13 protein-coding genes are annotated in these 17365 nt (G+C 69.9%); 11 read left to right on the forward strand and 2 right to left on the reverse strand.

Annotated features, from left to right (window positions below; all coding sequences use genetic code 11):
• Positions 1-19: 19 nt before the first annotated feature.
• Both N7640_RS11155 and N7640_RS11160 read right to left on the reverse strand, forming a co-directional pair.
• Positions 20-1597 carry a glycerol-3-phosphate dehydrogenase/oxidase gene (locus N7640_RS11155; protein WP_279904782.1) on the reverse strand — a complete coding sequence of 526 codons (1578 nt, stop codon included), beginning with the start codon at positions 1595-1597 and terminating at the stop codon, positions 20-22.
• Position 1598: 1 nt separating this feature from the next.
• Complete coding sequence (locus tag N7640_RS11160) at positions 1599-3197, reverse strand: FAD-binding oxidoreductase (RefSeq protein ID WP_279904783.1); 1599 nt, start codon at positions 3195-3197, stop codon at positions 1599-1601.
• 127 nt (positions 3198-3324) lie between these two features.
• On the opposite strand from N7640_RS11160, the gene N7640_RS11165 reads away from it, so the two are divergent.
• The 11 genes from N7640_RS11165 (at position 3325) to N7640_RS11215 (ending at position 17365) form a co-directional block, all read left to right on the forward strand.
• Positions 3325-4380: an AraC family transcriptional regulator gene (locus tag N7640_RS11165; protein ID WP_279904784.1), complete on the forward strand. Its 1056-nt coding sequence runs from the start codon at positions 3325-3327 to the stop codon at positions 4378-4380.
• Between the two features lie 133 nt (positions 4381-4513).
• A complete protein-coding gene (locus tag N7640_RS11170; RefSeq protein ID WP_220814959.1) occupies positions 4514-5947 on the forward strand; it encodes an undecaprenyl-phosphate glucose phosphotransferase in 1434 nt (477 codons plus the stop codon).
• Positions 5947-7404 (forward strand): mannose-1-phosphate guanylyltransferase/mannose-6-phosphate isomerase, encoded by a 1458-nt coding sequence (locus N7640_RS11175; protein ID WP_279904785.1) that lies wholly within the window; start codon positions 5947-5949, stop codon positions 7402-7404. Before N7640_RS11170 ends, N7640_RS11175 begins: the two co-directional genes overlap by 1 nt.
• Positions 7404-8315, forward strand: a complete 912-nt coding sequence (locus tag N7640_RS11180) for a glycosyltransferase (protein WP_279904786.1) — start codon at positions 7404-7406, stop codon at positions 8313-8315. Before N7640_RS11175 ends, N7640_RS11180 begins: the two co-directional genes overlap by 1 nt.
• A 29-nt stretch (positions 8316-8344) precedes the next feature.
• The gene (locus tag N7640_RS11185; protein WP_220814962.1) at positions 8345-9118 is read left to right on the forward strand and encodes a polysaccharide biosynthesis/export family protein; all 774 of its coding nucleotides are present in this window, start codon (positions 8345-8347) and stop codon (positions 9116-9118) included.
• Between the two features lie 11 nt (positions 9119-9129).
• Positions 9130-11118: an exopolysaccharide transport family protein gene (locus N7640_RS11190; RefSeq protein WP_279904787.1), complete on the forward strand. Its 1989-nt coding sequence runs from the start codon at positions 9130-9132 to the stop codon at positions 11116-11118.
• On the forward strand, positions 11118-12308 hold the full coding sequence (locus N7640_RS11195) for a glycosyltransferase (RefSeq protein ID WP_279904788.1): 1191 nt from the start codon (positions 11118-11120) through the stop codon (positions 12306-12308). The genes N7640_RS11190 and N7640_RS11195 overlap by 1 nt, the downstream gene beginning before the upstream one ends.
• Entirely contained in the window at positions 12298-13629 is a 1332-nt protein-coding gene (locus N7640_RS11200) for a beta-xylosidase (protein ID WP_279904789.1), read from the forward strand. The genes N7640_RS11195 and N7640_RS11200 overlap by 11 nt, the downstream gene beginning before the upstream one ends.
• A gap of 9 nt (positions 13630-13638) precedes the next feature.
• The gene (locus tag N7640_RS11205) at positions 13639-14859 is read left to right on the forward strand and encodes a glycosyltransferase family 4 protein (protein WP_279904845.1); all 1221 of its coding nucleotides are present in this window, start codon (positions 13639-13641) and stop codon (positions 14857-14859) included.
• Entirely contained in the window at positions 14850-15950 is a 1101-nt protein-coding gene (locus N7640_RS11210; RefSeq protein ID WP_279904790.1) for a glycosyltransferase family 1 protein, read from the forward strand. The genes N7640_RS11205 and N7640_RS11210 overlap by 10 nt, the downstream gene beginning before the upstream one ends.
• Positions 15947-17365: an O-antigen ligase family protein gene (locus tag N7640_RS11215; protein WP_279904791.1), complete on the forward strand. Its 1419-nt coding sequence runs from the start codon at positions 15947-15949 to the stop codon at positions 17363-17365. Before N7640_RS11210 ends, N7640_RS11215 begins: the two co-directional genes overlap by 4 nt.

Here is a 17365-nt window from a genome sequence, read left to right on the forward strand (position 1 = left end):
CGCGAGGCGGAGCCCGCTCCTACTCCGGCAGGCTGTAGCACTGGCGCCACAGCGCCAGATAGCGTTGTTGTTCTTGTTCCCAGCGCGCATCGCTCCAGCCCAGGCGCGGCTGGCACAGCTCGCGGATGCGCGGCAGCTCGGCCGCCGCGCCACCCGCCAGCAGCAGGCCGATGCGCGTGCGTCGCAGCAGCAGGTCGTCCAGGTGCAGCACCAGCTCGTCGTCGCAGGCCAGCGCCAGTTCGGCCCACAGGGTATTGCTGGCGCCGACGCAGCCGTCGCCGAGGGTCTCGATCAGCCGGGCCAGGCGCGGCAGCGCGGCGCCGTGGCGGCCGGCCAGGCGCCGCCGCTGGGCCGGGCCCAGGTTCGCCAGCAGCGTCGGATCGGCCGCCCGAAACACCGGCTGGCCGGCATCCGCCACCTCCCGGCCGAGCATCGGCGCACAGGCCCGCAGCACTTCCAGGGCCAGCAGGCGGAAGGTGGTGAGCTTGCCGCCGGCCAGGGTCACGCAGCCGGGCTCGGTCCACAGCGCATGCTCGCGCTTCTCGTCGGACGGCCTGCGAATGGCGCCCTGCCCTTCGCTGACCACCGGCCGCACGCCCGCCCAGGTGGACAGCACGTCGGCCCGGCCGATGCCAGCGCCAGGGAAGACCTGAGCGCAGGCCGCCAGCAGGTAGTCCACCTCCTGCGCCGTGATCCGCGCGTCGCGGTTCAGCGGCTCGTCATGGTCCAGGTCGGTGGTACCGACCACCGTGGCGCCCTCCCAGGGGAAGACGAACACCGGGCGCTTGTCCTCGACGTGCATGAAGCTGATCGCCTGGGCCACCGGCAGGCGCCAGGCCGGCAGCAGCAGGTGGCTGCCGCGCAACGGGCGGATGTGCTCCAGGCCGCTCTTCTGCCGTAGTTCGTCGGCCCAGGCGCCGGTGGCCTGGGCCACGACGCGGGCGCGGAAGGCGAAGCGGCGGCCGCTGTCGGCGTCCTCGGCGACCAGCCCGACCACCCGCCCACCGTCGCGGCTCAGCTCGACCACGCGCAGGCCGTTGAGCGCCTCGCCGCCGTCCGCCCGCGCCTCGTCCAGCACGCGCATGACCAGGCGGGCGTCGTCGGTCACCGCGTCGCTGAAGCGGGTGGCGCCGAGCAGCGCCTGCTCGCGCATCCCGGGCGCCAGGTAGCGCAGCTCGCCAACCGGGTAGTAGCGGTGCAGGCGCTGGCCGGCCAGGGCGTCGTATACCTTGAGCAGGCCGCCGAACACCCGCGGACTGGGGAACCGGCCGCGATAATGGGGAAACAGGAAGCCCAGCGGATCGACCAGCCCTGGCGCCTCGCCGAGCAGGCGCTGGCGCTCGCGCACCGAGTCGCGGGTCAGGCCCAGCTGGCCCTTGGCGATGTAGCGCAGGCCGCCGTGGACCATCTTCGACGAGCGGCTGGAAGTGCCCCAGGCGAAATCGCGCTGTTCCAGCAGCAGGCAGCGCCAGCCGCGCCGGGCCGCCTCGCGCAGGATGCCGGCACCACTGATGCCGCCGCCGACCACGATCAGGTCCCACTCGCGCGCCGCCAGTTCGGGCAGCGCGGCTTCACGCCAGGCGGCGTTCCAGCTCATCTCAGTCTTCCAACAGGACGCCGGGGGCCAGCCGCTGCTCCGGGTCGAAATGCCGGGCCATGGCTTGCAGCGCCGCCATGCCCAGTTCGCCCTTCTCCGCCGCCAGGTACGGCGCATGGTCGCGGCCGACGCCGTGCTGGTGGCTGATGGTGCCGCGGTTGTCGGCGATGGTCCGGCTGGCGGCGTGCTTGAGTTTCGCCCAGCGCGCCTGGGTCGCCTCGTAGCTGTCGCCCGGGCGGAACACGTAGGTGGTGTAGATGCTCGAGCCCTCGCCATAGACGTGGGACAGGTGGGTGAACACGTGCACCCGCTCGCCCTCGTCCGCCAGGCCCTGGCGCAGGCTGTCCTCGACCCGGTTCAGCAGATTGTCGACGTTGCTCCAGTCGGTGGCGGTCTCCAGGGTGTCCACCGCGTAGCCGGCCTCCCACAGGCCGTGGCGCAGGTAGGGGAAGCGGAAGCGGTTCTCCGCCCACTTCTTGCCCAGCAGGGTGCCGGTGAACACCCCGCCGAAGCCCTTGAGCAGGCGCTTGGCCTGCTTCACCGACAGGGCGTTCTGCGCCCGGTTGCCGGTGACGCCGAAGGTCAGCATGCACTTGCCGGCCCGTGCACCGCGCAGCGCCAGGTAGCGTTCGAGCAGGGCGATCTGTTCCGGGTGACCGGCCAGGGCCAGCTGGGTCTCGGTCTCGACGGCATTGGACAGGCGCAGCATGGACAGCGGCACCCGCGCCTGGGCCAGGGCGCGGATGCCGGCCAGGGCCTGCTGCCAGTTGGGCAGGAACACGGCGAAGAACTTCTCCTGCTCGGCCAGCCGGGTGACCCGCACGCGCACCTCGGAGATCACCCCGAAACGGCCTTCGCTGCCGAGGATCAGCTCGCGCAGGTCCGGGCCGGCGGCCGAGGCCGGGAAGGTCGGGATGTCCAGGGTGCCGGCGAAGGTCTCCACCTTGCCGCCGGCGAACAGTTGCTCGATGCGCCCGTAGCGCAGCGACTGCTGGCCGCTGGAACGGCTGGCCACCCAGCCGCCGAGGGTGGACAGCTCCCAGGACTGCGGGAAGTGGCCCAGGGTGTAGCCCCGCGCCCGTAGCTGTGCCTCCACCTGCGGGCCGGTGGCGCCGGGGCCGAAGGTGGCGACCTGGCTCTGCTCGTCGAGGTCGAGCAGCTGGGTCATACGCTCCAGCGACAGGGTCAGCACCGGCCTGTCGCCGGCCGCCGGGTTGATATGGCCGGCCACCGAGGTGCCGCCGCCGTAGGGAATGACGATGGCGTCCTGCTGCCGCGCCCAGGCGAGCAGCTCGCGGATCTGCGCGGCGGTCTCCGGCAGGGCCACGCCGTCGGGGAAGACGCCGAACTCGCCGGAGCGCATGGCCAGCCAGTCCGGCAGGCTCTGGCCGCGGGCGTGGCGCACGCGCACCTCGGCATCCAGGCTGACCAGCGGGTGGCGGCTGCCCAGGCGCGACTCCGGCACCCGCGCCAGCACCTGCTCCAGGCTCGCGTCCGGCAAGCGGCGGCCCGCGCCGACCAGCCCCTCGAGAAAGGCCGCGCCGTGCGCCGGCAGCTCCACCACGGTGGCTTCGTCGCCCCATCCGTTCCAACGTCGCATCCGCCCTCTCCCACCTGTTCCGCTGTTGTCCGATGGCTGCCTATACTAGCCAGCCGCCCGGCCCGGTCACTGTCGAATCGGGCCAGCGGCTGTCGCCAATCAAGCCAAGCAGAACAACAAGAAAACCATGCTCACCCTCGGCTATACCTCGGTCCCCGCCCTGATCAAGTATCTGCGCCACGCCGAACAGCTCGGCCTGGACGTGGAAGCCGCCCGCGACGCCGCCGGCATCAGCCCCGACGACCTGGCGGACAACGGCAGGCGCCTGCCCAGCGAAGTCCACGAACGCCTGCTGGAACACCTGCTGCGCGTCTCCGGCGACCCGCTGTTCGGGCTGCGCTCGGCGCGCTACGTACAGCCCGGCTCATGGAGCGTGCTCGGCTACATCACCATGAACTGCGCCACCCTCGGCGAGGCCATGGGCCGCATCGTGCCGTACGAGAAGCTGGTCGGCGACATGGGCACCAGCAGCGTGGAGATGGCCGGCGACCACGTGCGGCTGATCTGGAACTGCCGCCACGAACACCCGCAGATCCGCCGCCACATGATCGAGAACGTCCTCGCCTCCTGGCTGCTCTACGCGCGCTGGATCGCCGACATGGACCGCTCGCCGCGCGAGGTGTGGTTCGAGCACGACCGCCCGGCCGACGCGCCCCAGGCCGACTACGAGGAAGTGTTCGGCTGCCCGGTGCTGTTCGGCCAGCCGTGCAACGCCCTGCTGGTGCCGCTGGACTACCTGGGCATCCCGCTGCGCCAGGCCGACGCCAACCTGCTGCGCACCCTGGAAGAACACGCGCTGACCATGATGGCCGGCCTGGACGACAACGAGCCGCTGCCGCAGCGGGTCAAGAACGCCCTGCGCCTGCTGCTCAAGGACGGCCTGCCGCGCAAGGAGAAGGTCGCCGAGAAATTCCACATGACCGTGCGCACCCTGCAGCGCCATTTGCAGCAGTCCGGCACCAGCTATCAGGAAATCCTCGACCAGCTGCGCCAGGAACTGGCCGAGCACTACCTGCTGCGTAGCGATCTGGCGATCCAGGACATCGCCAGCTACCTTGGTTTTACGGAGTCGCGCTCCTTCCACCGCAGCTTCAAGACATGGACCGGCCTGACCCCAGGGATGTACCGTGAGCAACATCAAAAGGCCATTACTAGCAGTTTGCCTATACGGGATACTCTGTGATCAAATCGACAGAAAGCCGGCACCCATAAGACAGTCAAAAATACGCCCGCCAATTAATTGACCAAGCCTGTCAATTGCACCCAGTTTCGCTGGCCCCCAAAGGACACCAAGGCCTTCCCGGGAGGGAGTTTTTTTGCGCCCGCAGTCGATTGAAAAGCAGCCCATCTCGAAGGTGGGCTTCGTTCAGTACTTCGTTGCCTTCACTCGGCTGCTGCACGGGTTCACCGCCGTGCTGCCCGGCCTGCTGCTGCTCTGGGCGCTGAACGGCGAAAGTGCGCTGAACCAGCACTACGCCGCCCTGCTGATGTTCTTCGGTCTGATCACCGTGCTCATCTTCCAGGCCACCGGCGTCTACGACGACGAGCTGTTCAGCAACATGCTGCGCTTCCGCCTGATGTTCCTCAGCTGGCTGGCGGCCTTCTCCCTGCTGGCGTTCATGCACCAGGCGCTGGGCCTCTTCCCGCTGATCCCCCTGCAACAGCTGCTCGTCTGGTTCGTCGCCGTGCTCCTTTTGCTCGGGGCGGAACGCCTGCTCCTGCTGGGCGTGCTGCACCGGCTGATGCGCCACGGCCGGCACCTGCAGAACGCAGTGATCCTCGGCGGCACCGACAACGGCGTGCGCATCGCCGAGTACATGCAGCGCAACGGCGACATCCGCCTCGGCGTGATCGGCTTCATCGACGACCGCAACACCCGTATAGAGGACACCCTCGCCGACCTGCCGGTGCTCGGCGACACCAAGCTGCTCGAACAGATGATCCGCGAGGACCGCGTCCAGCAGGTGCTGGTGGCCCTGCCCTGGAGCGCCGAGACCCGCATCGGCCACATCGTCGCCCGCCTGCGCAAGCTGCCGGTCACCGTGCTGCTCGCCCCCGACATGCTGGCCCTGCGGCACGCCCACAACCGCATCACGGAAGTGTCCGGGCTGCCGATGTTCAACGCCTCCGAGCTGCCGCTGCGCGGCTGGTCGCCGCTGATCAAGCGGATCGAGGACCTGCTGCTGGCCAGCCTGGCGCTGATCCTGATCTCCCCGCTGATGGCGCTGCTGGCCATCGCCATCAAGCTCGACTCGCCCGGCCCCGTGCTGTTCCGCCAGAAGCGCTACGGCTACAACAACCGGCTGATCGAGGTCTACAAGTTCCGCTCCATGTACCACCAGATGGCCGACGCCAACGCCGAGCGCCAGACCACCCGCGGCGACTCTCGCGTGACCCGGGTCGGCGCCTTCATCCGGCGCACCAGCCTGGACGAGCTGCCGCAGCTGTTCAACGTCCTGCTCGGCAGCATGTCGATGGTCGGCCCGCGCCCCCACGCCACGGCCACCAAGGCCGCCGGCATCCTCTTCGAGGACGCGGTGGAGACCTACAGCGCCCGTCACCGGGTCAAGCCGGGCATCACCGGCTGGGCGCAGATCAACGGCTATCGCGGCGAGACGGACACCCTCGAGAAGATCGAGAAGCGGGTCGAGTTCGACCTCGAATACATCGAGCACTGGTCGGTGTGGTTCGACCTCTACATCCTCTTCCGCACCCTGCCGGCCATCGTCATCACCAAGGAGGCCTACTGATGAGCGCCCTGATTCCCTGCATCGTCGCCGGCGGCTCCGGAACGCGCCTCTGGCCGGTGTCGCGGGAGGCGCGGCCGAAGCCGTTCATGCGCCTGCCCGACGGCGAGAGCCTGCTGCAGAAGACCTTCCTGCGCGCCAGCCGCCTGCCCGGCGTGGAGCGGGTGCTGACGGTGACCAACCGCGAACTGGTGTTCGGCACCCGGGACGACTACCGGGAAGTCAACCCGCGCCACCTGCCGCTGGACTTCCTGCTCGAACCCTGCGGCCGCAACACCGCGCCGGCCATCGCCGTCGCCGCCCTGCACGCGCAGCGCGAGTACGGCGACGACGCCCAGCTGCTGATCCTGCCGGCCGACCACCTGATCGGCGACGAAGCCGCCTTCGCCGCCGCCGTGCAGCAGGCCCGCGCCTTGGCCGCGGCCGGCTACCTGGCGACCTTCGGCATCCGCCCGACCCAGGCGGAGACCGGCTACGGCTACATCGAGGCGGGCGAGGCGCTGACCGAGGGCGGGCGCCGCGCCCAGCGCTTCGTCGAGAAGCCCGACGCCGCCACCGCCCAGGCCTACGTCGACGGCGGCCGCCACCTGTGGAACGCCGGCATGTTCTGCCTGCAGGTGGACAGCCTGCTGGGCGAGCTGCAGCGCTGCGCCCCGGACGTGCTGGAAACCGCTCGCGCCAGCCTGGACGCCGCCACGCCGCTGCGCGGCAACGACTGCGTGCAGTGCGAGCTGCCGCAGGAGGCCTTCGCCCTGACCCCCGACATCTCCATCGACTACGCCCTGATGGAGCGCTCCGACAAGGTCGCCGTGGTGCCCTGCGACCTGGGCTGGAGCGACATCGGCTCGTGGAGCGCCATGCGCGACCTGTCGCCGAGCGACGAGGCGGGCAACCAGGTCAACGGCGAGGCGATCCTGCACGAGGTCAGCAACTGCTTCATCGACAGCCCCGACCGGCTGGTCGGCGCGGTGGGCGTGCACGACCTGATCGTGGTCGACACCCCCGACGCGCTGCTGATCGCCGACGCCCGGCGCAGCCAGGACGTCAAGTACGTCGCCCAAGAACTCAAGCGGCGCGGCCACGAGGCCTACCGCCTGCACCGCACGGTGAACCGGCCCTGGGGCACCTACAGCGTCATCGAGGAAGGTTCGAACTTCAAGATCAAGCGCATCGTGGTGCGCCCCGGCGCCGCCCTGTCGCTGCAGATGCACCACCATCGCAGCGAGCACTGGATCGTGGTCAGCGGCATGGCCCGGGTGGTCAACGGCGAGCGCGACTTCCTGCTCGACACCAACCAGTCCACCTTCATCCCGGCGGGCCACAGCCACCGCCTGAGCAACCCGGGCATCATCGACCTGGTGATGATCGAGGTGCAGAGCGGCGAATACCTGGGCGAAGACGACATCGTGCGCTTCGAGGACGTCTACGGCCGCATCGCGAGTACCGAGAACAAAGCCTGATGCGCACCGCCCTGATCATCCCGACCCGCAACGCGGGCGCCCACCTCGACCGCCTGCTGCCGGCCCTCGCCGCGCAGACGCTGCAGCCCGACGAGTTCCTGGTGGTCGACAGCGCTTCACGCGACGACACCGCGACGCGCCTGCGCGCGGCCGGCGCCCGGGTCGAGACGATCGCGCCCGAGCGCTTCAACCATGGCGGCACGCGGCGCCTGGCCAGCCAGATGGTCGACGCCGACGTGCTGATCTACCTGACCCAGGACGCCATCCCGGCCAACCGGCACAGCTTCGCCCGCCTGGTCGCCGGCCTGGGCAGCGAACACGACATCGGCGTCGCCTACGGGCGCCAGCTCCCGCACCCGGGCGCCGGCCTGCTCGGCGCCCAGTCGCGGCGCTTCAACTACCCCGAGCGCAGCCGCACCAAGCGCCAGCGCGACGCTGCCGAACTGGGCATCAAGACCTGCTTCAGCTCGGACTCCTTCTCCGCCTACCGGCGCGACGCGCTGGAGGCCGTGGACGGCTTCCCCGAGGACGTGATCGGCAGCGAGGACGCCTACGTCGCCGCGCGCATGCTGCTGGCCGGCTTCGCGGTGCGCTACGCCGCCGACGCCGAGGTCTACCACTCGCACGACTACCGGGTGCTGGAGGAGTTTCGCCGCTACTTCGACATCGGTGTGTTCTACGGGCGCGAGGAGTGGATTCGCCAGGCATTCGGCTCCGCCGGCGGCGAGGGCCTGCGCTACGTGCAGGCGGAGCTGCAGGCGCTACGCGCCGCCGGCGCCCTGTGGCGGGCACCGGAAGTGCTGCTGCGCACCGCCATGAAACTGCTGGGCTACCACCTCGGCCAGCGCGAGCACCTGCTCGGCGTCGGGCTGAAGCGCCGCCTCAGCATGTTCCCGGGTTACTGGAAGTGAATATGGGTTTTCAAAGGAAAGTCACCATCATGAGAGCGTTTCTGCTGCTTGTTCTGACGTTGGGCCTGGCCGCCTGCACCACCCCGGCCCGGGTCGGCCTGCCCGACTCGGATACCGTCGAGGCCGGCCAGGCCGCCGTGCTGACTCTCGCCGACCTGCCACCCGTACAGGAGCGCATCTATCCCGGTGACGTGCTGCGCATCGTCCGCGAGAGCGGCGAGACGCCCACCATCTCCGCCTTCACCGCCAACTCGATCTACGAGCTGACGCTGTACACGGTGATGAACGACGGCAGCTTCGCCTACCCCTTCATCGGCCGGGTGGAAACGGCGGGCAAGACCCCCGAGCAGCTCAGCGCCGAGCTGCGCGAGCGCATGGCGCCCTACTACCGGGAGCCCGGGGTCACCGTGAACATCAACCAAGCGCCGGGCAACACCGTCTTCGTCGGTGGCTCGGTGCGCAACCCGCAGCCCTACTCGACCAGCGTCGCCAACACCCTGGAGCGGGCCATCATGGCCGCCGGCGGCGTGATGCCGAACGCCGACAGCCGCCACGTGGCGCTGCTGCGCTCGGACGACAAGGGCCGCTACAAGACCTACTTCGTCGACTTCAGCCAGCTGCTCCACGGCGGCGACGAAGGCCGCCAGTCCACCGCCCTGCAGCGCGGCGACGTGGTGTTCGTGCCCAAGTCCGGCGTGGGCGACCGCATCGACGGCGTCGACCTGTACCTCAACCAGCTGATCCCCTTCACCAAGTCAATCGGCATCGGGGCCAACTATGACCTCCGCGGCAACAACAATTAAGGGACCAGCTCATGATCGAAATCCGCACTTTCCGTGATCTGCTGCGCCTGTTCTTCATCTTCTTCCGGGAGTTCAGGCTGGCGGTCATCGCCACCTTCGCCGTGGTGATGCTCGGCGCCTTCCTGTTGCCGACTTCCTACGAATCCAGCGCCCGCCTGCTGGTGAAGCCGGGGCGCGACACCAACACCCTGCCCATCGAGGTCGCGGACCGCCCGTCCATCGTCATGCCGGCCACCCAGCGCGACCCGATCCTCGACGAGGAGCGCATGCTCACCGGCCGCCCGATCAGCCGCCAGGTGGCCGAGCGCTACTTGGAGGAACTGGCCAACGCGCCGCGCCCCGAAGGCTTCTTCGCCACCGTCAAGTACTACGTCGGCAAGGCCGTCAGCGGCACGGTCGAGCTGGCCCGGGACTTCGTCCAGCTGCTCGGCCTGTCCGAGGACCAGACCCCCGTCGACCGCCTGGCCACCAAGCTGAAGAAGAACTTCAGCGTCACCCACGCGCCGGGCTCCTCGGTGATGGAGATCAGCTTCCGCTGGAGCGACCCGGCGGTGGCGCAGTCGGTGGTGCAGAGCTGGGTCGACCTGTACATGGAAGAGCGCACCCGCGCCCTCGGCCGGCGCAGCCTGTACGACTTCTACCTGGCCCAGAGCGAGGCCAGCACCGCCAGCATCCTGCAGCACAAGCAGGAGCTGGCCAAACGCCTCAACGACCTGGGCGCGGTGGGCATCGAGGCGCACCTGCAGAACCTCTCCGAGCGCATCAACCAGCTGCGCAGCGACCGCTTCAACACCTGGCGCCTGATCTCCTCGACCGAGGGCAGCCTGGCCACCCTAGACCGGCAGATCAAGAGCCTGCCGTCCGAGGTCCGCACCGTCCGCGAGATGGCCCTCAACCCGATCCACCAGGACCTGCTGCGTACCCTCAACGCCAAGCTGGCCGAGCGCGAGGACCTGCTGCGCACCTTCACCGAGAACGCCCCGCCGGTGAAGAGCATCGACGAGACCATCGCCAACCTGGAGAAGCGGGCCAAGGCCGCCGAGGCCACCGTGCAGGTGTCGCAGAACCAGGCGCCGAACCCGATCGCGGAGCGCCTGCGCAGCAACTTCATGGACCAGCAGTCCGACCTCGCCCGCCTGAAGGCCCAACTGATCCGCCAGGACGAGGAGCTGAAGACCCTCGAGGAACAGCGCGCCAAGGCCCTGTCCATCGAACCCGAGCTGGCCCGCATGCAGCGCGAGCTGAGCGCGGCCGAGAAGAACTTCGCGCTGTACAACGAGAGCCTGGAGAAGGCCCGCATCGACCGCGAGCTGGACAACAGCCGCATCAGCAACATCGCCATCATCGAGCAGGCCACCTACAACCCCAGCCGGGTCTTCCCCAAGAGCCTGCTGATGATCCTCCTGGCCGTACCGCTGAGCGTGCTGGTGGGCTTCCTGGTGGTGTACCTGTGCTACCTGCTGGACCAGCGCATCCACGACGGCGGCCGCTTCGCCAGCAAGTTCGGCATCCCGCTGTGGACCACCCTGCCGGAAGTGGCCGGCGACCCGAACCGCAACAGCGGCTTCGTCGCCGCGCTGTACCGGCTCTACGGGCTGCTGCCGTTCGAGCGCATCGCGGAACGCGGCCTGGTGCTCGGCCTGACCGCGGCGCGCCGTGGCGAGGGCGTCAGCTTCATCATCGACCACCTGCAGCGCCTGCTGACCGAGCGCGGCCACTGGGTGCGCGTCGGCGAAGGCCCGGCCCAGCCGGGTGAAATCGTGCTGGTGGACGCCTCCGCCCTGCTGTCCAACCCGCAAGCCATCGTCAGCCTGCGCGGCGCCGACCTGGTCGCGCTGGTGGTCGAGGCCCAGCAGAGCAACGTGCCCACCGTGGCCCATGCCATCGACGTGCTCAACACCGCCTTCGACAAGGTCGACGGGGTGATCATCAACCGGCGCCGCTTCGAGGTGCCCGATCGCGTGCTGCGGGTGATGGCCAAGGCCCGGGGCGCGGTCTGATGCGGATCGCGCTGCTGGCGCCGTTGCCGCCCGAGCAGACCGGCATCGCCGACTACGCGGCGCTGCTGCGCGCCGCCCTGCAGTCGGTCGACGTCGAGGTGCTCACGCCCCTGGAGGGCTGCGGCAACGACCCGGAGCGCGCCGTCGCCAGGGTGGAGACTTTCGACTGGAGCGGCGTGGACCTGGTCCACGCCGAACTGGGCGGCGGCCGCCTGGCCGAGTTCCATGCGCTGCGCGCCCTGCGCGCGCGCTTCCCGCGCCTGCCGCTGAGCGCGACCGTGCACGACCCCGAGCGCCTGGTCTGGCGCCGCGCCAGCCTGCCCTGGCCGCTGTCGCTGGCCAGCGCCCTGCCCTCGCCCTGGCCCCAGGCCGCGACAGTGCTGGCAGACCCGCTGTGCCTGCATGAGGAACGGCGCCTGGCGCACAGCCTGGACGCCCTGATCACCCTCACCGCCACCGGCCGCGACTGCCTGACCCAGCGCATGCGCCTCGCCCCGGGCAAGGTCCACGTCATCCACCACGGCAACCAGGCCATCGCGCCCGCGCCGCTGCCGCCCCTGGAGCCGCTGCGCCTGCTCTACTTCGGCTTCATCTACCGGGGCAAGGGCATCGAGGACCTGGTCGACGCCCTGGCGCTGGTCATCACCCGCCAGCCGGATGCCGGCAAGCGCCTGCGCCTGACCCTGGCCGGCGGCAGCGCCCCGGAAACGGCCTTCGAGCCGGGCGAAAGTTATCTCGACCAGTTGCGCCGGCGGATTGTCGAAAAGGGACTGGCGTCGCAAATCGAGTGGCGACTGGACATTCCCGCGCAGGAAATCGCGGGTGAAATCCAGGCCCATCACGTGATGGTGCTACCTTATCGGGAGTCGAAGAAGCTCGCGCTGCTGGGCGCTCAGCGAGGCACCAGCGGCGCGCTGTCCTGGGCGGCGGCCTGCGGGCGCGGCGTGATCACGTCCGACGCGCGGGCCTTCGCCGAGGAAGTCTCGACGGGCAATGGCACCACTTTTCCTCAGGGCGACGTCCAGGCACTGGCCGCCCGCCTGCAAGACCTGTTGGAGCAACCGGAGCGTTGCCGGCAGTGGGCCGAACGGGCCGCCGAAATCGGACGGGAGCGGCTCTGGCCGCTGACCGCGACGCGTTTCAAGGCGCTGTTCGCCGACTTGAGCGGAGGAAACCATCATGTGGAATAGACGCGTTCTCTGGCTGATGATCCCCATCGTCTGCCTGATCGTCGGCGTGGCCATGTTCAGCGTGCGCGACGCCGAGGCGGTGACCAGCCTGAAACCGAGCCGAACCGTGGTGTGGAAGGACTACCTGGGGGTCAACGCCCAGTTCCACTTCTTCCCGGAGGCCACCTACCGCAAGCAGATGACCCGCCTGCGCGAGCTGGACCTGGAATGGGTGCGCATCGCCATGCACTGGGCCGTGCTGGAACCCGAGCGCGGCCAGTACTACCGGCCGTTCGACGAGGCCGCCCAGGCGATGGCCGAGAACCAGCTGAAGCCCGTCGGCTTCCTCGCCGGCTCTGCGCCGTTCGCCACCAGCGCGCCGGCCAACTCGCCCTATCAGGATTCCTACCCGCCGACCAACAACCGCCTGTACAGCGACAGCCTGACGCGCTTCATCGAGCGCTACCCGAGCTTCAAGGCCTGGCAGATCTGGAACGAGCCGAACCTGCCGTCCTTCTGGCGCCCCCGGGAAGACCCGGACGCCTACGCCGCGCTGCTGGTGGACGCGGTCGACACCGTGCGCCGGCGCTTCCCGGACACGCCCCTGGGCACCGCCGGCATGGCCTATTTCAGCCAGATGCCGTCGCGCAACATGGAACTGATGCTCAAGGTGCTGCTGGAGCGGGGCCTGGCGAGCAAGAACCTGATCGTCTCCTACCACCCCTACACCGAATACCCGGAAGGCAACTCGGCCGGCAAGAACGAGCTGCTGGACACCGTGCGCTACATCAACGGCGGGCTGCGCGGCGCGGGCGTCAAGCAGGTCTGGGCCACCGAGTGGGGCTGGTCCAGCTACGCCGGGCCGGAAGAGGCGCAGGCCATCATCGGCGTCTCCGGCCAGGCCGATTACACCCTGCGCCGGCTCGCCCTGATGAGCGCGCTGGACTTCGACCGCATCTTCCTGTTCAACCTGAGCGACCTGGACGCCCGCGCCAGCGTCCGCGACCAGTCCTACGGCCTGCTCGACCTCAACGGCAACCCGAAGCCCGTGTACACCGCCCTGAAGAACTTCCTCCGGGTCACCGGGCCGAAGCTGGCGCCGGCCGACCCGCCCGCCTTCGCCAATGCCCCGCGGGACCTCTACAGCGTGGCCTGGAAGCGCAACGACGGCCGCCGCCTGCTGATGGTGTGGAGCGCCTCGGCGGGCAAGCTGGGCCTGCGCGGCGTGCGCCAGGCGACCCTGCACGACCCGCTGAGCGGCAAGGAGCAGAGCCTCGCGGCGGACAGCGGCACCCTCACGGTCTCGCTCAAGCCCAGCCTGCAGTTACTGGTTCTGGACTGATCGATGCCACTGAAAATACTCTGGGTGCTCCCCTACCTGCCCTGGCCGACCAGCAGCGGCGGCAAGACCCGCCAGTACCACCTGTTGCGCACGCTGGCCGGGGCCGGCCACCGCATCACCCTGCTGGTACAGAGCAAGACCGCGCTGGACGAGGACGCCCGCCAGGCGCTGGAACCCCTGCTGGAACGCCTGATCGTGCTGCCGCGCAGGCCGCTGCGCAGCGCCACCACCCTGCTGGCGCTGGCCGCCTCGCCGCTGCCGATGCTGGCCAGCATCAACGGCTACGCGCCGGCGCTGGGCAAACGCTTCGCCGAGCTGCTGGACGAGCCCTGGGACATCGTGCAGATCGAGCACAGCTACAGCTTCCAGCCGTTCGAGAAGGGGCTGCGCCAGGCCGCCCAGCCGTTCATCCTGACCGAACACAACGTCGAGTCCGCCCTCGGCGGCGCCACCTACGACCGTTTCCCCGCCTGGCTGAAGCCCCTGGTGCTGCTCGACCAGTGGCGCTACCGGCGCTGGGAACGGCGTGTCATGCGCCAGGCCGAGCGGGTGGTGGCAGTGACCGAGAGCGACGCCGTGGCGCTCGGCCGCATCGTCGGCGGCCCGGTGCCCGTGGTGGTCAACGGGGTCGACTGCGCGCGCTACGCCACGGTGACGCCGGCCCATGACAGCCGCCGGCTGCTGTTCATCGGCAACTACGAATACCCGCCCAACGTCGACGCCGTGGAATGGGCGCTGGACGAAGTGATGCCACGGGTCTGGCGGCAGTGTCCGGAAGCCACCATCACCATCGCCGGCCACGCCCTGCCGCAGGACTGGCCGCAACGCTGGCCCGACGCCCGCATCGAGTGGCACGGCTTCGTGCCGGACCTGACCGTGCTGCAGTCCCGGGCCGCGCTGTTCTTCGCCCCGCTGCGCCAGGGCGGTGGCTCCAAGCTCAAGGTGCTCGAAGCGATGGCCGCCGGATTGCCGGTGGTAACCACCTCGCAAGGCGTCTCGGGCCTGGCCGTCACGGCCGGCGCGGAATACGACGGCGGCGACGACGCGGAGGCCCTGGCCGGCGCGCTGTTGCGCCAGCTGGCGGCCCCGGCGGGCGCGGCCGCCATCGGCGCGGCGGGCCGGGCCTACGTGCGCCGGGCCCACGACTGGGCGGCGGCGGCCGGACAACTGCAGGCCGTCTACGCCGACTGCCTCGCCCACCGTAGCCGGGAGACTCAGCCATGCGCGTAGGGCTGGATTACCGCCCGGGGATCAGCAACCCCAACAACGGCATCGGCCGGCAGAACGTGGCGCTGGCCTCGGTACTGGGCGAGCTGCCCGACGTCGAGCTACACCTGTTCACCCCGGCGCCCCTGGACCATCCGCTCAGGGCCCGGGCCCACTGCCCGGCCTGGGACAGCAGTGTCGACGGCCAGCACCGCCTGCCGCGCCGCCTGCGCTTCGAGCTGGGCTATCTGCCCGGTGCCCTGCGCCGTGCCGGCATCGACGTGCACATCAGCACCTTCAACATGGGCCTGCCGCTGCCGCCCAGGCCACCGGGCCTGCGCTACGTCCTGCAACTGCACGACCTGTTCCAGCTGCACCTGAAGAACCGCCACAGCTCCTGGCTGCGCGAGACGGTGTACCGGATCAGCGACAACCTCTCGATCCGCTACTCGGTGGCCGTCGCCGACCGCATCTGGACGCCGTCGCAATTCAGCGCGGACGAGGTCGCCCGCACCTTCCCGAAAGCCGCCGGCAAGGTCCGGGTGCTGCCCAACCTGGTGCCCGCCCACACCCCGGCGCCGGTGCGCCCGGCCATCGCCCTGCCGGAGCGCTTCTGGCTGGCGGTCGGCACCCGCGAGCCGCGCAAGAACATTCCCTGGTTCGTCGAGCACTGGGCCCAAGCGCGCGCCGACGACCCGGCGGTGCCGGACCTGGTGCTGGTCGGCGGCGCCGAATTCGTACCGGCGCAGCAACACGCGCTGCCCGGCCTGCACCTGATGCCGCCGCTCGGCGACGCCGAGCTGCAATGGCTCTACCAAGCCGCCGAGCGGCTCTGGCAGCCGTCCTACGCCGAGGGCTTCGGCCTGCCGGTGATCGAGGCAATGGCCATGGGCACGCCGGTGGCCGTGGCCAGCGGCACCTCGCTCGACGAGATCGTGCCGCCGGGCACGCCCCGCTTCAGCCCCCACAACGGCGCCGCGGCGGTCGCCCTGATGCGCGAACTGGCGCGCCCCACAGCCCCGGATCGCCAGGCCCTGCGTGACTGGGCCGGCCGCTACGCCGAGCAGCCCTACCGGGCCCGGGTCAGCGAACTGCTACAGGAGCTGCAGGCATGACCTCGTCCTTCGGCATGCCTATTGCCGCCGCCGTCGGCCTGGTGTTCGGCATCCTGCTGTGGTTCCTCTCGCCGCTGAAGGTGGCGGTGCTGATCGTCGCCATGGTGATCGGCCTCAACCTGCTGCGCCGCCCCCTGCTGGGCCTGCTGCTGTTCGCCGCCATCGCCACCTTCCTGCCCTACTCGACCATCAACGTCGGCATCCGTACCACGGTGTCCGAGCTGCTGATCCTGGTGGTCTGGGCCTGCATCCTGTTCCAGAACATCTTCGAGGACTCGCGCCCCACGCTGGTCAAGGGCCGCACCGAGCGCTACGTGCTGGCGCTGATCCTGTTCAGCGCGTTTCCCTTCGTGGTCGGCCAGCTCACGGTCAACGCCGAAGGCGGTGGCGTGGCCAACTGGATACGCTGGCTGGCCAACGTATCGTTGCTGTTCCTGGTCGCGCGCCTGGTGCAGAACGAGCCGACCCGCGAGCGGATAGTCCAGGCACTGCTGTTCGGCACCCTGGCGATGCTGCTGCTGTCGCTGCCGATCTTCCTGGTCGAGCGCTCGGCGGCGGCCATCAACCCACTGCTCACCCGGCTCGGCTACGCCATGCTGGACGAGGTGATCCGCGACACCTCCGGCGCCGTGTTCCTGCGCATGGGCTCGCCCTGGGTCCACCCCAACACCCTCGGCGGCGCCATGGCCCTGGTGCTGCCGCTGGCCCTCTGCTACGGCATCACCCGCCACGGCTGGCGCCGCGCCCTGGGCATCGCGGTCGGCGGCCTGGGCGTGGTCGCCCTGCTGCTCAGCGGCTCGCGCGGCGCCCTGCTGAGCCTGGCGGTGGTGCTGGTGTGGATGGCGATCCGCCGGGTGCCCTTCACCGGGCGCCTGCTGCTCACCGGCTCGGCCCTCGGCCTGCTGCTGGTGCTGTCCTACCCGCCGCTGCAGGAACGCATCTCGACCATGTTCGAGTTCAGCGGCGACGCCAGTACCTCGGTGCGCTTCGACGAGTACGCCAACTTCCCCCGGGCGATGGCGGCCTACCCCTTCGGCATCGGCTTCAAGGTCGAGCCGCCGGTGCCGGGCACGGACCTGCTGGGCATCTCCAACCTCTGGCTGAACTTCATCTACCGGCTCGGCCTGCCCGGCATGCTGCTGTTCATCGCCGCGACCTGGTGCTGGTGGAAGGAAGCGCGCCCGCGCACCGCGCGGATCGACCTGACCCCGGACAACGCCATCTGGCTGGGCACTACCGCCGGCCTGCTGGCGGCTCTGTTCAGCGGCCTGTTCGACCACTACTTCGGCTTCCAGCCGGTGCTGGTCGGGTTGTTCTGGCTGATGATCGGGCTGAGCCTGCAGGAGGCACGCCGGCTGCGCGCGGCCGAGGAGCGGGTCGTCACGGGCGATCCCACTCCGTCCGCCGGCGCCTGA

The sequence above is a fragment of the Pseudomonas sp. GD04015 genome, from assembly GCF_029837675.1.
In the GTDB taxonomy this organism is placed as follows: domain Bacteria; phylum Pseudomonadota; class Gammaproteobacteria; order Pseudomonadales; family Pseudomonadaceae; genus Aquipseudomonas; species Aquipseudomonas paralcaligenes.

What these genes read in the sequence shown, in the direction of transcription:
- N7640_RS11180 (WP_279904786.1), top strand. Translation starts at nt 7,404, where the DNA reads ATGCGCACCGCCCTGATCATCCCGACCCGCAACGCGGGCGCCCACCTC.
- N7640_RS11155 (WP_279904782.1), bottom strand. Translation starts at nt 1,597, where the DNA reads ATGAGCTGGAACGCCGCCTGGCGTGAAGCCGCGCTGCCCGAACTGGCG.
- N7640_RS11210 (WP_279904790.1), top strand. Translation starts at nt 14,850, where the DNA reads ATGCGCGTAGGGCTGGATTACCGCCCGGGGATCAGCAACCCCAACAAC.
- N7640_RS11175 (WP_279904785.1), top strand. Translation starts at nt 5,947, where the DNA reads ATGAGCGCCCTGATTCCCTGCATCGTCGCCGGCGGCTCCGGAACGCGC.
- N7640_RS11190 (WP_279904787.1), top strand. Translation starts at nt 9,130, where the DNA reads ATGATCGAAATCCGCACTTTCCGTGATCTGCTGCGCCTGTTCTTCATC.
- N7640_RS11195 (WP_279904788.1), top strand. Translation starts at nt 11,118, where the DNA reads ATGCGGATCGCGCTGCTGGCGCCGTTGCCGCCCGAGCAGACCGGCATC.
- N7640_RS11185 (WP_220814962.1), top strand. Translation starts at nt 8,345, where the DNA reads ATGAGAGCGTTTCTGCTGCTTGTTCTGACGTTGGGCCTGGCCGCCTGC.
- N7640_RS11165 (WP_279904784.1), top strand. Translation starts at nt 3,325, where the DNA reads ATGCTCACCCTCGGCTATACCTCGGTCCCCGCCCTGATCAAGTATCTG.
- N7640_RS11200 (WP_279904789.1), top strand. Translation starts at nt 12,298, where the DNA reads ATGTGGAATAGACGCGTTCTCTGGCTGATGATCCCCATCGTCTGCCTG.
- N7640_RS11215 (WP_279904791.1), top strand. Translation starts at nt 15,947, where the DNA reads ATGACCTCGTCCTTCGGCATGCCTATTGCCGCCGCCGTCGGCCTGGTG.
- N7640_RS11160 (WP_279904783.1), bottom strand. Translation starts at nt 3,197, where the DNA reads ATGCGACGTTGGAACGGATGGGGCGACGAAGCCACCGTGGTGGAGCTG.